The sequence below is a fragment of the Collimonas antrihumi genome, from assembly GCF_018304965.1.
GTDB classification, from domain to species: Bacteria; Pseudomonadota; Gammaproteobacteria; order Burkholderiales; family Burkholderiaceae_D; genus Collimonas; species Collimonas antrihumi.
This window is the reverse complement of the sequence record NZ_JAGQED010000007.1, coordinates 1-13598: the sequence shown is the minus strand read 5'-3', so window position 1 is coordinate 13598 and position 13598 is coordinate 1. Positions and strand designations below refer to the sequence as shown.

Here is a 13598-nt window from a genome sequence, read left to right as displayed (position 1 = left end):
GCTTTTACTTAACGATCAGGACAACTAAATCGATTACTGCAGCGCTGCTTCCAGCGCATTGATGAACATCTCGGCAACGTCAAAACCGGTTTGCTGTTTAATTTCCTGAAAGCAAGTCGGGCTAGTAACATTCACTTCAGTCAGATAATCACCAATTACATCTAATCCTACCAGCAACAGGCCGCGCTGTAGCAACACCGGCCCGAGTGCTTCGCCGATTTCGCGATCGCGTGCCGTCAGCGGCTGCGCTACACCGATGCCGCCAGCTGCCAGGTTGCCGCGCACTTCGCTGCCTTGCGGAATCCGCGCCAGCGAAAAAGGCACGACTTTGCCGCCAATCACCAGCACCCGCTTGTCGCCGGCGACGATCTCAGGAATGAAACGCTGGATCATGATGGTGCGATGACCGTTGTCGGTCAGGGTTTCAATGATGGATCCAAGATTCAGGCCGTCTTGCCGGACCCGGAAAATACCGATGCCGCCCATGCCGTCGAGCGGCTTCAGGATTACGTCCTGATGCTCTTCGTGGAAGGCGCGCAAACGCGCCGCATCACGTGTCACCAGAGTGGGCGAGGTGTATTTCGAAAATTGTGCAATTGCCAGCTTTTCATTGTGGTCGCGGATCGCCTGCGGCTTGTTGAATACCCGGGCACCCTGCGTTTCAGCCAGTTCCAGCAGATACGTGGTGTAGATGTATTCCATGTCGAAAGGCGGGTCTTTGCGCAGCAGGATCGCATCGAACTCCGACAAGAACATGGATGCCGGTGCGCTGGCGCGGTACCAATCCTTGTCGTCTCCCGTCAGGCTGACGCGAATCACATTGGCGGTGACAATCCCGCTTTCCAGCGCCATGTCTTTTTGCTCGAACGCATAGATGGTATGGCCGCGTTTGACGGCTTCGACCATCATTGCGTAAGTTGAATCCTTATACGTCTTGAAGGTGTCGAGCGGATCGGCGAGGAAAGCGATTTTCATTTTTTTGGGCCCAATGGTTGTCAGGACAGAGTGCTAATCAACAGTATTAATATTCTTCCGGATTCGGATCGGTCTTTTCCATTTCCAATGAAGCCGCCAGCAAACCCAGTCGCGCGACGACACCGTACATGTAAAACCGGTTCGGTGCAGTTGTGCCAGGTTTAGCCAGCATATCCGGCAACGCATGCTGCTGGGCAAAAGCCAGTGGCACGAAATGAGCGCCTGGCGCGTTCAGGTTCTCATTGATGCCGCGTTCGGCATGCACGCGGTAAAAACCGCCGACCACGTAGCGGTCGATCATGTACACCACCGGCTCCGCCACCGCATCGTTGATATGCTCGAAAGTATGCACGCCTTCCTGGATGATCAGGTCGTGGATTTCGCCGCCGGCTTTGCCCAGCGACAGTTTCTCGCGCTGCTTGCGGCTCAGTTCCTTGATCTGGCTGACATCGGTCACGCTCATCACGCCCATGCCGTCGGTGCCAGCATCGGCCTTGACGATCACGAACGGCTTTTCCGTGATGCCGTATTCCTTGTATTTCTTGCGTATCTTTGCCAGCAGCGAACTGACGCTGGCGGCTAGCTTGTCATCGCCGTCGACGGCTTCGAAATCGACCTGGTCGACTTTGGCGAAAAACGGATTCAACATCCACGGATCGACATCGACCAGCTTGGAAAATTTCTTCACCACTTCATCGTAGGCAGCGAAATGGTTGCTCTTGCGGCGCACGGTCCAGCCGGCGTGCAGCGGCGGCAACAGGTTTTGCTCGTTCAGATTTTCCAGGATCGATGGCGTGCCGGAAGACAAATCGTTATTCAGCAAAATGGTGCAGGGATCGAAATTCTTCAGCCCCAGGCGACGCCCGTTTGCGGAACGCTCCAACGGTTCCAGCGTGATCGTGCTGCCGTCGGGCAGTTCGATGGTTTGCGGTTCCTTCAAATCTTCGGAGAGCGAACCAAGCCGGACATGCAAGCCGGTCTGGCGGAAAATCTGCATTAGCCGGGCTACATTTTGCAAATAGAAGGTGTTACGCGTGTTCAGTTCCGGCAACAGCAACAGATTTTTGGCATCCGGACAATATTTTTCGATGGCTGCCATCGCCGCCTGTATCGCCAGCGGCAACATTTCCGGCGACAGGTTACTAAACCCGCCTGGAAACAGGTTGGTATCAACCGGCGCCAGCTTGAAACCTGAATTGCGCAAATCGACCGAGCAATAGAACGGCGGCGTATGCTCTTGCCATTCCATCCGGAACCAGCGCTCGATAGCAGGCGTGGCCGCGAGGATTTTCTTTTCCAGTTCGAGCAAAGGGCCGTTCAGGGCGGTTACAAGGTGGGGAACCATATAAAGCTTTCTTTTTGGGAACTATGTAGCGTCTGCAACTTGCGCAACTGCCTGCTATGGAAATGTTCTTTGAGGACTTCCACGACAGGCAAGAGACGCAGATTCTAACGGGAAATGCATTGTTTCGCCGGTTACCCGGTGCGATGCCGCTTAACATGATGGTCTAACGACCTGGTATACGAGCCAAGTTTACATCGGGTCAGTTAGGAATTTTTAAAGCCCCGGAAAAACAAAAAGGCGCTATCACGCGCCTTTTCAAGAATGCCATATTGATATCGAATTTGACGTAATAATTAGCAATAATCCGCAATAATCCGCAAAAATCAAATCCGCTTGTACATGACACTGGTATCGGTCAATTTACCTGCCGTCGAGCGGAGTAATGGTTGGGTCCACACTGAAATCTCCAGAAACAGATATGGCAGAAAACGAAAATCCCGGGCCATCGATAACGACCCGGGATTACGTGGAACATCGCGCCGGATAGCCTTGCCGCAGCTATCCGGCGCCTTACGTTAAAACTTAATCGTGATAAGCAGATTCGCCATGGCTGGAGATGTCCAGGCCTTCGCGCTCTTCTTCTTCCGTTACACGCAAGCCCATGACGATGTCGACCAGCTTGAATGCGATCAGCGAAACCACGCCGGACCAGATCAGAGTCGTCAGCACGCCTTCAAACTGGATCCACAGTTGGCCAGGGATCGAGTAGTCAGGAGCAACAGCGTTGGCGACGTAGTCATAGATGCCGGTGCCGCCGAGGCTAGGCGCAGCAAACACGCCAGTCAGCAATGCACCCATGATACCGCCGACGCCATGCACGCCGAACACGTCCAGCGCATCGTCCGCACCCAGCAATTTCTTCAGGCCGGTAACACCCCAGAGGCAGACGAAGCCAGCCAGCAAGCCCATGATCAATGCGCCCATCGGGCCGACAAAACCGGCGGCAGGCGTAATCGCGACCAGGCCGGCAACGGCGCCGGAAGCACCACCCAGCATCGATGGCTTACCCTTGCCGATCCATTCACCTGCACTCCAGCTCAGCACTGCAGCAGCTGTCGCCAGCAAGGTGTTGATAAAGGCCAGTGCGGCGCTGCCGTTGGCTTCCAGTGCGGAACCGGCGTTGAAGCCGAACCAGCCGAACCACAGCAGCGATGCACCGACCATGGTCAGCGTCAGGCTATGCGGCTTGAACGCTTCCTTGCCGAAGCCGACGCGCTTGCCGATGACATACGAACCAACCAGCCCAGCGATAGCGGCGTTGATATGCACCACGGTGCCGCCGGCGAAATCCAGCGCGCCTTTTTGGAACAGCCAGCCACCGGCAGCAGTCATTTTTTCAGCTGCGGCAGCATCGGTAAAGCCGTCCGGACCAGGCCAGAACCAGACCATGTGCGCCATTGGCAGATAGGCGAAAGTGAACCACAACACGGTGAATACCAGGATCGCGGAGAACTTGGCGCGCTCGGCGAAAGCACCGATGATCAGGGCGCAGGTAATCGCAGCAAATGCACCTTGGAATACCACGTAAGCTAACTCAGGCACTACCACGCCCTTGCTGAAAGTGGCAGCGACCGAATCCGGTGTCATGCCATGCAAGAACAGACGGCTGAAGCCACCGAAGAACGCATTACCCTCCGTGAACGCGATGCTGTAACCGTACAGTATCCACAGCACGATGATCAGCGAGAACACAGTGAAACACTGCATCAGCACCGACAGCATGTTTTTGCTGCGCACCAGGCCGCCGTAGAACAAACCCAGGCCAGGCAAAGTCATCAAGATCACAAACGCGGTACACACCAGCAACCAGGCGGTGTCGCCTTTGTTCGGTACCGGCGCGGCAGGCACCGCTGCGGCTGGAGCGCTGGCAGCAGCCGCGGCGGCTGCAGGTGCAGCAACAACAGGTGTGGCCGGCGCCGCCGCTGCCGCTGCAGGCGCAGCAGCTGAAGCATCTGCGCTGGCCGAGGTTGCTACGCTGGCGCTGGCGCTTGCAGACGCCTCATCGGCGGCCGATGCCGGCAACATGGAAGTTGCCGCGATCAGCGCACAAGCCGCTAAAATCGTAGTAAGCATTCTGTTCATTTTTTTTATCCCCTTAGATTGCATCTTTGCCGGTTTCACCGGTACGAATACGAATAACTTCCTGTAGATCAAACACAAAGATCTTGCCGTCGCCGATCTTGCCGGTACGGGCTGCATTTTCAATCGCCTCTACGGCTTGTTCCAGAATGCTGTCATCCACCGCTGCTTCGATTTTTGTTTTCGGCAAAAAATCGACCACGTACTCGGCGCCGCGGTACAGCTCGGTATGGCCTTTTTGGCGGCCGAAACCCTTGACCTCGGTCACGGTTATGCCTTGTACGCCAATCGCCGAAAGTGCTTCACGCACTTCGTCGAGCTTAAATGGTTTGATGATCGCTGTAATCAGTTTCATGTCGGCCTCGTTTATTTTGTGAGGCGGCTTGCATGGATTACCCAAGCTTGCCGCCGTGGATACTGCTGTTTTGTGTCGATTAGAAGGTCTTCGCTACAGAAAACACTACGCCGTTGCGGCCCAGGTTCTTGCCGCTCGGGCTAACGTACGCACCATCCTTGGCATCGGTGCCGACATAGGCCAGCCCCAAAGTGATGCCGGCGAGCTGATCAAAGGTCTTGGTGGCGCCGACTTTCCAGTCGGTGTAGCTGGCAAAACTGCTGTGCTCCACCGTTTGATGGCCGAGGTGCAGCCCCAGCGTGACACCCGCGCCGACATCAATATTGGCGCCGGCATCGTAGTAAGCGCTGTTCTTGCTGTTGACAGTGCCGAACAGGTTGGTCATCGCATGCGAATATTTGAAATAAGCCGGGCCGTAACCGATCTGGCCATAAAGTTCAAAGGTATTGGCGTTTCTGCCGACCTGGGAGTAGTTGTTGGTCGGGTAGTAGTAGTACAGGCCGCCCACGTCATACGTAAAACCGCCAGGCAGGTCGCCGCGTTTGCCGCCGTAGATATCCCACTCCACCGGCCCCTTGCCGCCGGTGCCGGTGTGGGCGCTGTCGACCGCGTCCTTGATCCATTTGATGTTGGACAACCAGGTTCCTGCATACAGGCCGGTCGGATTATTGGTGTAGTCCGCACCACCTTGCACAGCCGGGTCGAAACGCGTTTGCGAAATACCACGGAAGCGATAGTCGTTGACGGCGCCGATGTTGTAACTGAGTTCGTTATCCGGCTTGGCATCTTCGGCATAGACCAGGCTTGCTGTAAAACATGAGGCTATTGCTACGGCTAAAATCAGCTTCTTCATGGTTATCCCTGTTGGTATGTTGAATGAAAAACTGCTAAATCGGTACTCTTCAAACTTTCCATAGCAGAACCCATGCCAACTGGTCTGGTCGCCTTTTTTAACCCGTTGCAGCCTCTTGCCGGGGCATTTATCCCCTGCCTTTCACCGATTGCTATCTAAACGATAACGAAGAGACGTTTTCCATAGGAAATTCGGGCAAAAGAATGCACCACAATAAAGCGGATATTTAAATCGGCTTCAATTTGGTGCAAAAAATCTCAGGAAGAACTACATGACAAGTTGTAGTCGACTACAGCCCAACGCCAGATTTGTTGCAAAGACAACAACGTGCGCCTGATCGACGCTTCGTCGACCCGGCAGCGATGGCAGCACAGGCTTCACACTGGACCCATGAATATAATTAATATTGGATCTTTGATGATGCCAACTTTTGGCGCACGATCGCTACGCTAAGTGCTGCTTTCGTCTGTCCCCACCCTATCGTCACCGCATTTCACAGGAGGTTATCTTGGCTTCAGAATCGACATCACGTATACAAACCCATCAAACGCATATCAAACCCCTCAGCGAGCAAGACTTTGCCATTTGGCAACAGCAATGGCAGGGTTACCAGGACTTTTATGAAGTTGACATTCCGCAGGCCACGCGACTGGTAACCTGGCAACGCTTGCTGGATCCCAAGGAACCGCTATTCGGCGCACTGGCGATAGTGGATGGCGAGGCAGTCGGCCTGGTCCACTGGATTTTCCACCGCTCTTGCTGGACGGAGGAAAACTCCTGCTACCTGCAAGACTTGTACGTCTCGCCGCAACAGCGCGGCACCGGCGCCGGCCGGCAACTGATCGAGCATGTGTACAAGGAAGCCAAAGCCGCTGGCAGCACCCGCGTACACTGGCTGACGCATGAGACCAACAAGACCGCCATGCAACTGTACGACCGTATCGCGGTGCGTTCAGGTTTCGTGCAATATCGCAAACAACTCGATTAAAAATGGTTTGAATCTTCTTGGACAAGTGGATGATTCCTGCAAAGCAGTAATGACTTAAATTGCCGCGCCGAATCGCGATTTCAATGCCGGGTTTGCGCGTATCGGTTATCATTTTTTTTATTTACTGCCAAAGGGCGACCGATCATGAACAAACCCAACTTTTTTGACGACCTCCAAGCCAAAATCAATCAAGCCATCGAAAACTCACCTGCCAAAGATATCGAAAAAAACGTCAAGGCAATGTTAGGCCAGGGTTTCTCCAAGCTGGATCTGGTCACACGCGACGAATTTGACGTGCAAGCGCAGGTATTGGCCAACACGCGTGAAAAACTTGAAGCACTGGAAGCCCGCGTGACCGAGCTTGAAGCACAACTGAAGCGCCCATGATGCCGCGCCGGTGACGCTGGCAGTCCTCAAAAGCCGGGCGCTGGCAGGTATGCAAGCGCCCGCCGTCACAGTAGAAGTCCACCTGGCCAATGGCCTCCCATCATTTACTATCGTCGGCCTGCCCGAAACCGAGGTCAAGGAATCCAAAGACCGGGTCCGTGCGGCGCTGCAAAATTCCCGTTTTGAATTTCCTTCGCGTCGTATCACGGTTAATCTGGCGCCAGCCGATTTGCCGAAAGAGTCGGGCCGCTTCGATTTGCCGATCGCGCTCGGCATCCTGGCCGCCTCCGGACAAATACCGGCGGATGAACTGGATGACTACGAATTTGCCGGCGAACTGTCGCTATCCGGCGAGCTGAGGCCGATACGCGGCGCGCTGGCGATGACGTTTGCCATGAATGCCCAGAGCGCCAATCCGCTTGCCGTCAAGAGCCGCGCCTTCATCCTGCCGCGCGCCAGTGCCGATGAAGCGGCGCTGGTTACCGATGCCCGCATTTTACCGGCGGACAGCTTATTACAAGTGTGTGCCCACTTCAGTTCTCGACAAGCAGAAACAAGGTTGTCGCGCCATGTTGCAGAGCCGCAGCGAAAACTGCCTCACTATCTGGATTTCAGCGATGTAAAAGGCCAGTTGCAAGCCAAGCGCGCACTGGAGGTTGCCGCAGCCGGTGGTCATAGCGTACTGCTGATGGGGCCGCCCGGCACCGGAAAGTCGATGCTGGCGGCGCGCTTCCCTGGAATTTTGGCGCCAATGAGCGATCGTGACGCGCTGGAATCGGCGGCAGTGCAGTCGCTTGCCAGCGGCTTTTCCAGCGCAGCCTGGAAAGTAAGGCCTTATCGCTCCCCCCATCACACGGCATCGGCCGTAGCACTGGTGGGCGGCGGCAGCCCGCCCCGTCCTGGTGAAATTTCACTAGCGCATCGCGGCGTATTGTTTCTCGACGAGTTGCCGCAATTCGACCGGCGCGTGCTGGAAGTATTGCGCGAACCGCTGGAATCCGGCCACATCACGATTTCGCGGGCGGCCCGGCAAGCCGATTTCCCGGCGCAATTCCAGCTGATCACGGCTATGAATCCCTGCCCCTGCGGCTATTTTGGACATGCCGTAAAACAATGCCGCTGCACACCCGACAGCATTTTCCGCTACCAAAACAAAATCTCCGGCCCATTGCTGGATCGGATCGACATGCAAATTCAGGTGGCTGCACTACCTCAGGATCAATTATTGAAAGCAGCCGACGGCGAACTGTCGGCGGCTATAGCTGCCAGGGTGGAGCAGGTATGCATGCTGCAACTGGCACGCCAAGGCAAACAGAACAATGGTTTGTCGGCCAAGGAAATCGATCAATACTGCAAACCCGACGGTGCCGGAGAAAAGATGCTGCAAGGAGCAATGACTCGCCTGAACTGGTCGGCGCGCGGTTATCATCGCGTACTCAAGGTTGCCCGCACGATCGCAGATCTGGGCGGCGCCGATCAGGTTGCCTCAGCCCATGTGGCGGAAGCAATCCAGTATCGGCGCGCTTTGAATGATGTTTAACTGACGGTCGTGCTGCGTTGAAGAAATTTCCTTATTTTCAATTTAAAATATGTCATAAATTTAAAAGAAATAAAGAATTGAAGAAAATTTATCCACTATCGATTCAGAGAATTTCCTCTTTCCGAATATCTGCTGTCACCGTTCACCTGTATTAGTTTGTCGAATTTTTCGACGGTGTTACCTTCAATGAGAACATCGGCGGAATCGAGCAGGTTAATCGCTGCACGGGGGCTGCCAAGCCACCCGCCCTTATAGACTATGCGGTTGTTCCGTACAACCGCCCCTTGTGCATCACGTAATTTGATTGCGGCATCAAAAGGTGTGGCATCGGCATTACCGTGAATTATGATGGTGTTGTTCTCAATGACACTGCCAGGTCCATACATGTAGATTGCGGTATTACCGTCAACCTCAATTGTATTGTCACGCAACACGTTATTGCCGCCACCCATTGTGATTCCGCGCCAGCCAGCACGAACCGTCATCTTATCTATTAGATAGTTGCTCACCTTGTAAGCCAGGCGTTTATTTCCGGACATTTGAGATGCAAGGATATTTTCGCAAGCCAATTCTGATGGCCAACATTTCCTGGATAGGTCTTGACTGCCACCATCTTGATTATTCGCTGCGGTGGCCATCTCCTCTCCACGCAAGGAAATTCCTTGATTCGGGCTGCGATTTCCAGGAACACTCAGGTATCCATTTTTTATGGAAACGCGCAATCCACCAGACCAATTTTGAATTCCCACCATATTTTCCGCGTCCGCTTTTAGAGAGCGACCTTGCAGATCCAATTGATACGTCTCCTGATTTTTCAACGAAGAACATTTTTTATCATGGCTACAAGCGATCGAAATCAGTGACTCACCAGAGAAATCCTTAAATCTCCCAGAGTGAATATCGAACAGTTTAGGTTGCGCAATATCGGAAGTTAAACAATATTTTCCCGGTGCTTTTATTGAGCCACTTTGAACATGATAGCTCTCGAACAAACGAATTGACTGACATTCTTGCGCAATTGCATTCCCGCATATGGATCCCAGGAAACAGAAAAAAAATAACAAATAATTTTTACCCACCGCTACCTCCAGTCTTTTCACATTTCGGCAGAATCGTTCCCGGGTACAGTTTTTGATTCAACGCATTGCCATCTTTATCGCACAAAAATTTGGTGCGATTGTCAGCCCCGTCGCTAACAGCATAAACACCTTCTAGAGGCATTGACTGATCAGTCCAGTTCACACCATCAATCTTCAACTCCTTCAATTTTCCCTGTAACAACTGAATCTTCTTGCTGTCGGTCGGCTTGTCGCGATCATATCCGTCACCTTCGTTTTCAGGAGTCTTATTGAAATTTTTTAAAGTATCTTCAATATCGCTGAATTTTTTTGCATCAGTACTACCGGTCATAGTCAACAGCTTATTGAACACTTCCTTTTCCATCTCCAATGTACGATCTTCGTTGTGGTTCCAGTCAAGTGCGCCAGGAAAAGGGAGAGCAGACCAATGGTTATAGGTGTAATCGGGATTGCTACCATATACACCGTGCCCCAAACCAATATCTAATGCAAAAGGATGATTGTTCGAATCTCGATGTGCAAACGTGTCCTCAAAAGAATGAAGATAGCTGCCGCCAATGTCGGAATGTGCCATAGGGAATGAAGCACTAAATTAGTTCTGTGGCTTTTTTCTAACATGGCATCAACTTAAGGAAGGGCGAAATCGGCTATGGATGTAACGTGTAGCCTGATATTCAACGCCATTTGTATGCCAGTGCCTCGATATTCACATCGTCGTTGTTGAAGGTGATTATCAGCTTCAATTGCGTGGTCTGCACGTTTGCGCGTACTTGGGCAATTAGCTCCGGTGTGATGATCGGCGTCAGGTCGATGCGTTTGGTGTATTGCGGCTGCTTATCCCCTTCCAGTTTGCTTTCAGCTATGCCTTGCGGCGAGTATCTAACTGAATTAGGTAGCGAGTCACGATTTTTTATCCACTGCTCATATTCAGGAGTTGACACCACCCACGCCACATCCACAAACTGCGGCATCCCGCGCTTGCTGTCGCCCGGCATGAAGGACATTTGAGCGCCTCCGCGTGGAAACATGCCGCCGACACTACCGGGCACCGGCCCGCGCACTCCGTCCGGATCGAATCGCCGCACTCCCACCGGTCGGCCCGCGCTTTGAAACAGTAGCGTCATCCCGATCGGTTTGTCGTCGGCTCGGCAAGAGGCAAGAAATGTTGCCAGCAGTCCCATCATCAAGACGCGGATTATTGAATGTCGAGTCCATAGTTTTGCTTGAGCCATGCGGCATACTCCTTCATGTTGACTTCTCCGATGATTTTGGAACTGCCGTCGGCATCCATGGTCGGTATTCGGATACAGGTTAATATTCGCGGTCGCTACTGCCGTTGCTCTTGTCGTGCAGTACTGCCTTCCCTGCTGCGCTGGAATTGGGCCTCGATGCCATTGCCGCAGGCATAGCTCTTGAGCCCGACGATGTCGCGTTCGATGTTTTGCAGCAGCACCTTGGCGGGCAACAACCATTGGAGCCAGGGTGTTTGAATCCGGCTGCGCGTCAGTGCAACGATCTGATCCTGGCCATTACGCTGATACTGAATTGCACTGCCGTCCGACAGGCTGACTTTGCAATTGTTCGTGTGCGTCGTAGCGATAGCGCGTAACGGCACTGATGGCGGAGGACGATGCACTGCCGTTGATCTGTTTCAGCGTCACCGTCTTGCTCAGCATCAGTCCGCGTTGGTTGTAGGCATAACGTTCGCTTTGGGTCGGGTAATCAAACCTAAAGCGCTGCAAATCAACGCCATTTGTAAGCGACTGCCTTGATGTCCACGTCCTCGTTGTTGAAGGTGATGATCAATTTCAATTGCGTATTCTGGCGATCGGCGCGCACCTGCGTAATCAGTTCCGGTGTGACAACGGAGGTGAGGTCGATGCGACGCGAGTATATCGGCGTAAGACGATAGGCCTCATTAAGTTTTGCCATGTAGCCGTCCCACTGCTCCTTCGATACTCCACCAGTCGGCTTTTCTATTTTTGAAACCGCTTGCTGTGATTCGGGAGTTGGCACCGCCCACACTACGTCCACAAATTTCGGCACCCCGTGCTTGCCATCGCCCGGCATGAAAGCCATCTCAGCTCCGCCACGCGGTGCCATCCCACGCACTCCCCCGGGTGTCGGCCCCTGCAAGCCGTCCGGATCGAATCGCCGCACTCCCACCGGCCGACCCGCGCTTTGAAACAGTAGCGTCATCCCGATCGGTTTGTCATCGGCTCGGCAGGAGGCAAGAAATGTTGCCAGCAGTCCCATCATCAAGACGCGGATTATTGAATGTCGAGTCCATAGTTTTGCTTGAGCCATGCGGCATACTCCTTCATGTTGATGGCGCCGACGATTTTTGAGGAGCCGTCGGCATCCATTGTGGATTGGGCGTACATATTAATAAAATTTCCCGTTTGCGTTTGACTCCAGGTCATCCCGCCCGGCGTAGCGTCACGTTGCTTTTGGCAATTCGTGACCCATGCTTCGTTGTTCTTGCGCAGACAGAAATCGCGGTCGCTACTGCCGCCGCTGCTCTTGTCGTGCAGTACAGGATTGGTCACGATGCCCCATTCCGGATGTGCGACACTCGGATCATTCCAATCGAACATCTTGACACCGCTATTTTTTGCCTGATTGACTATCCAGTTCAACGCCACATCCGACAAGTCGCCAGTACCGTAGCTGCCACCGATGTCGGCATGGCTGCCGATGAACCCTCTTTGCGTTCCCGTTCCGATGGATTCACCGGGGAACAGATAGCGCTGTTCATTCAGCGCCACCGCCTGAAACACATTCTTTGCCTCGGACGGAATGGCCATTTGCCACGCTCCGTTATCCGCACCGTTCAAGCCAAACTGTGCCACCGTGTCCCACAGCCCCATGAATCGAATTTCTAGGCATGCACCGGATTTTGCGTAGAGCTTATCCCGCATGTGCTGTGCCAATTTATTCGAAAAATCACGCGCCATGGCCGCTCCTCGGCTAAAACCGACGATATCGATACTGACCAGCTCATTTGGTTGAAATGTCGTGTTATTCAAATAGTCATCGGCTTTCTTCAACATATAGTCAACGCGTGATCGTGCAGTATTGGCATTTTTATCATCAAGCCATGTAGCCTTGATGCCGCTATCCGGATCATCTCGGCCAACTCCGTTCATGTACCATTTTTGACCATCGTCGTAAGCTTGATAGAACTTATATACATTAGAAAAATCATCCTGATTTCCGTTCGAGTTGATCGGCGGCGGATTGGAATTGTCGGTTCCATCAAACGCAAACAAAATCAATCCGGTCGGATCGACATACCTGAGCGGATTGCTGCTGACATAAGCATAAGTATTGATCCCCGCCCTCAACCCCAACGGATCAGGTGTCAGGTAGCGGCCGTTGTCCGCATCGTAATAGCGGTGATCGTTGTAATACAGCCCGCTCTCTTGATCTTCGTATTGCCCTGGCAAGCGCAGGTTGAGCGTAAAGCGGCGCGCTGTCTTTCCCGCCTGGCTGACGTTGACAATTTTGCCGAATGCACTATAGCCGGCGTGCCAGACCGGCTTGCCGGACTGGTCCGTTGCCACCTCCGGCGCCCCCAGATGATTGTTGTGCAGATAGGTGATGGCAGCGTCGCTGCCGAACCATGACTTGAGCGCCGTGCCGATATCCGCCGCAACCTGGGCCATTGGCGAGCGTTCTTCTGCATCGGGCAGGCTGCCGTCAGGCGTGTCGATAACCGCTATCGACTGTTGCGCCAGATAGACATACTGGCGCGTGACCCGCCCTTGGCCGTCAAGCTCCGCCTGCAACTGGCGATTCTGGTACAAGTAACGCGTGGTTTGCGCCGTGGCGGCCGCAGCCGCGTCGTTGACCACCTTGGCAACACGTTCGGTAGTTGTCAATAAAGATGTCGCGTCACTTCAAGCAGCTTGCTTTAGTATTTCCGGCTGAACCCGTTCCGGATTAAGCCAGACCTCGTCCTTCAAATCCCAGTTCCGTGTGGCACCTGACCAAC

14 protein-coding genes are annotated in these 13598 nt (G+C 53.6%); 3 read left to right on the top strand and 11 right to left on the bottom strand.

Annotation, left to right across the window (positions count from 1 at the left end):
- Positions 1-33: 33 nt before the first annotated feature.
- From gshB to KHU29_RS08525, 5 genes are all read right to left on the bottom strand, one after another.
- Positions 34-975, bottom strand: a complete 942-nt coding sequence (gene gshB / locus KHU29_RS08545; protein ID WP_211452387.1) for a glutathione synthase — start codon at positions 973-975, stop codon at positions 34-36.
- Between the two features lie 46 nt (positions 976-1021).
- Positions 1022-2320 (bottom strand): glutamate--cysteine ligase, encoded by a 1299-nt coding sequence (gshA, locus tag KHU29_RS08540; protein WP_211452386.1) that lies wholly within the window; start codon positions 2318-2320, stop codon positions 1022-1024.
- A gap of 522 nt (positions 2321-2842) precedes the next feature.
- Positions 2843-4402: an ammonium transporter gene (locus KHU29_RS08535; protein ID WP_425514456.1), complete on the bottom strand. Its 1560-nt coding sequence runs from the start codon at positions 4400-4402 to the stop codon at positions 2843-2845.
- A 13-nt stretch (positions 4403-4415) separates the two neighbouring features.
- Positions 4416-4754 carry a P-II family nitrogen regulator gene (locus tag KHU29_RS08530; protein ID WP_014008135.1) on the bottom strand — a complete coding sequence of 113 codons (339 nt, stop codon included), beginning with the start codon at positions 4752-4754 and terminating at the stop codon, positions 4416-4418.
- Between the two features lie 79 nt (positions 4755-4833).
- Complete coding sequence (locus KHU29_RS08525; RefSeq protein ID WP_211452385.1) at positions 4834-5607, bottom strand: TorF family putative porin; 774 nt, start codon at positions 5605-5607, stop codon at positions 4834-4836.
- Between the two features lie 508 nt (positions 5608-6115).
- Between KHU29_RS08525 and KHU29_RS08520 the strand changes: the two genes are divergently transcribed.
- The 3 genes from KHU29_RS08520 (at position 6116) to KHU29_RS08510 (ending at position 8522) form a co-directional block, all read left to right on the top strand.
- Entirely contained in the window at positions 6116-6595 is a 480-nt protein-coding gene (locus KHU29_RS08520) for a GNAT family N-acetyltransferase (RefSeq protein WP_246541711.1), read from the top strand.
- A gap of 144 nt (positions 6596-6739) precedes the next feature.
- Positions 6740-6982 (top strand): accessory factor UbiK family protein, encoded by a 243-nt coding sequence (locus KHU29_RS08515; protein ID WP_211452384.1) that lies wholly within the window; start codon positions 6740-6742, stop codon positions 6980-6982.
- Positions 6983-6992: 10 nt separating this feature from the next.
- Complete coding sequence (locus KHU29_RS08510) at positions 6993-8522, top strand: YifB family Mg chelatase-like AAA ATPase (RefSeq protein ID WP_211452383.1); 1530 nt, start codon at positions 6993-6995, stop codon at positions 8520-8522.
- A gap of 95 nt (positions 8523-8617) precedes the next feature.
- Here the strand turns inward: KHU29_RS08510 and KHU29_RS22420 are convergent, their stop codons facing one another.
- From KHU29_RS22420 to KHU29_RS22335, 6 genes are all read right to left on the bottom strand, one after another.
- A complete protein-coding gene (locus tag KHU29_RS22420; RefSeq protein WP_211452382.1) occupies positions 8618-9601 on the bottom strand; it encodes a right-handed parallel beta-helix repeat-containing protein in 984 nt (327 codons plus the stop codon).
- Complete coding sequence (locus KHU29_RS08500) at positions 9594-10175, bottom strand: hypothetical protein (protein ID WP_211452381.1); 582 nt, start codon at positions 10173-10175, stop codon at positions 9594-9596. Before KHU29_RS08500 ends, KHU29_RS22420 begins: the two co-directional genes overlap by 8 nt.
- Positions 10176-10275: 100 nt before the next feature.
- Positions 10276-10833 carry a hypothetical protein gene (locus KHU29_RS08495; RefSeq protein ID WP_211452380.1) on the bottom strand — a complete coding sequence of 186 codons (558 nt, stop codon included), beginning with the start codon at positions 10831-10833 and terminating at the stop codon, positions 10276-10278.
- 95 nt (positions 10834-10928) lie between these two features.
- The gene (locus tag KHU29_RS08490) at positions 10929-11237 is read right to left on the bottom strand and encodes a hypothetical protein (RefSeq protein WP_211452379.1); all 309 of its coding nucleotides are present in this window, start codon (positions 11235-11237) and stop codon (positions 10929-10931) included.
- 107 nt (positions 11238-11344) lie between these two features.
- The gene (locus tag KHU29_RS08485; RefSeq protein WP_211452378.1) at positions 11345-11908 is read right to left on the bottom strand and encodes a hypothetical protein; all 564 of its coding nucleotides are present in this window, start codon (positions 11906-11908) and stop codon (positions 11345-11347) included.
- The gene (locus tag KHU29_RS22335; RefSeq protein ID WP_281416094.1) at positions 11872-13485 is read right to left on the bottom strand and encodes an RHS repeat-associated core domain-containing protein; all 1614 of its coding nucleotides are present in this window, start codon (positions 13483-13485) and stop codon (positions 11872-11874) included. Before KHU29_RS22335 ends, KHU29_RS08485 begins: the two co-directional genes overlap by 37 nt.
- Positions 13486-13598: the final 113 nt, after the last annotated feature.

Excerpts from the sequence above, each read along its gene's own strand:
- gshB (WP_211452387.1), bottom strand. The coding sequence starts at position 975 with ATGAAAATCGCTTTCCTCGCCGATCCGCTCGACACCTTCAAGACGTAT.
- gshA (WP_211452386.1), bottom strand. The coding sequence starts at position 2,320 with ATGGTTCCCCACCTTGTAACCGCCCTGAACGGCCCTTTGCTCGAACTG.
- KHU29_RS08535 (WP_425514456.1), bottom strand. The coding sequence starts at position 4,402 with ATGAACAGAATGCTTACTACGATTTTAGCGGCTTGTGCGCTGATCGCG.
- KHU29_RS08530 (WP_014008135.1), bottom strand. The coding sequence starts at position 4,754 with ATGAAACTGATTACAGCGATCATCAAACCATTTAAGCTCGACGAAGTG.
- KHU29_RS08525 (WP_211452385.1), bottom strand. The coding sequence starts at position 5,607 with ATGAAGAAGCTGATTTTAGCCGTAGCAATAGCCTCATGTTTTACAGCA.
- KHU29_RS08515 (WP_211452384.1), top strand. The coding sequence starts at position 6,740 with ATGAACAAACCCAACTTTTTTGACGACCTCCAAGCCAAAATCAATCAA.
- KHU29_RS08500 (WP_211452381.1), bottom strand. The coding sequence starts at position 10,175 with ATGGCACATTCCGACATTGGCGGCAGCTATCTTCATTCTTTTGAGGAC.
- KHU29_RS08495 (WP_211452380.1), bottom strand. The coding sequence starts at position 10,833 with ATGGCTCAAGCAAAACTATGGACTCGACATTCAATAATCCGCGTCTTG.
- KHU29_RS08485 (WP_211452378.1), bottom strand. The coding sequence starts at position 11,908 with ATGGCTCAAGCAAAACTATGGACTCGACATTCAATAATCCGCGTCTTG.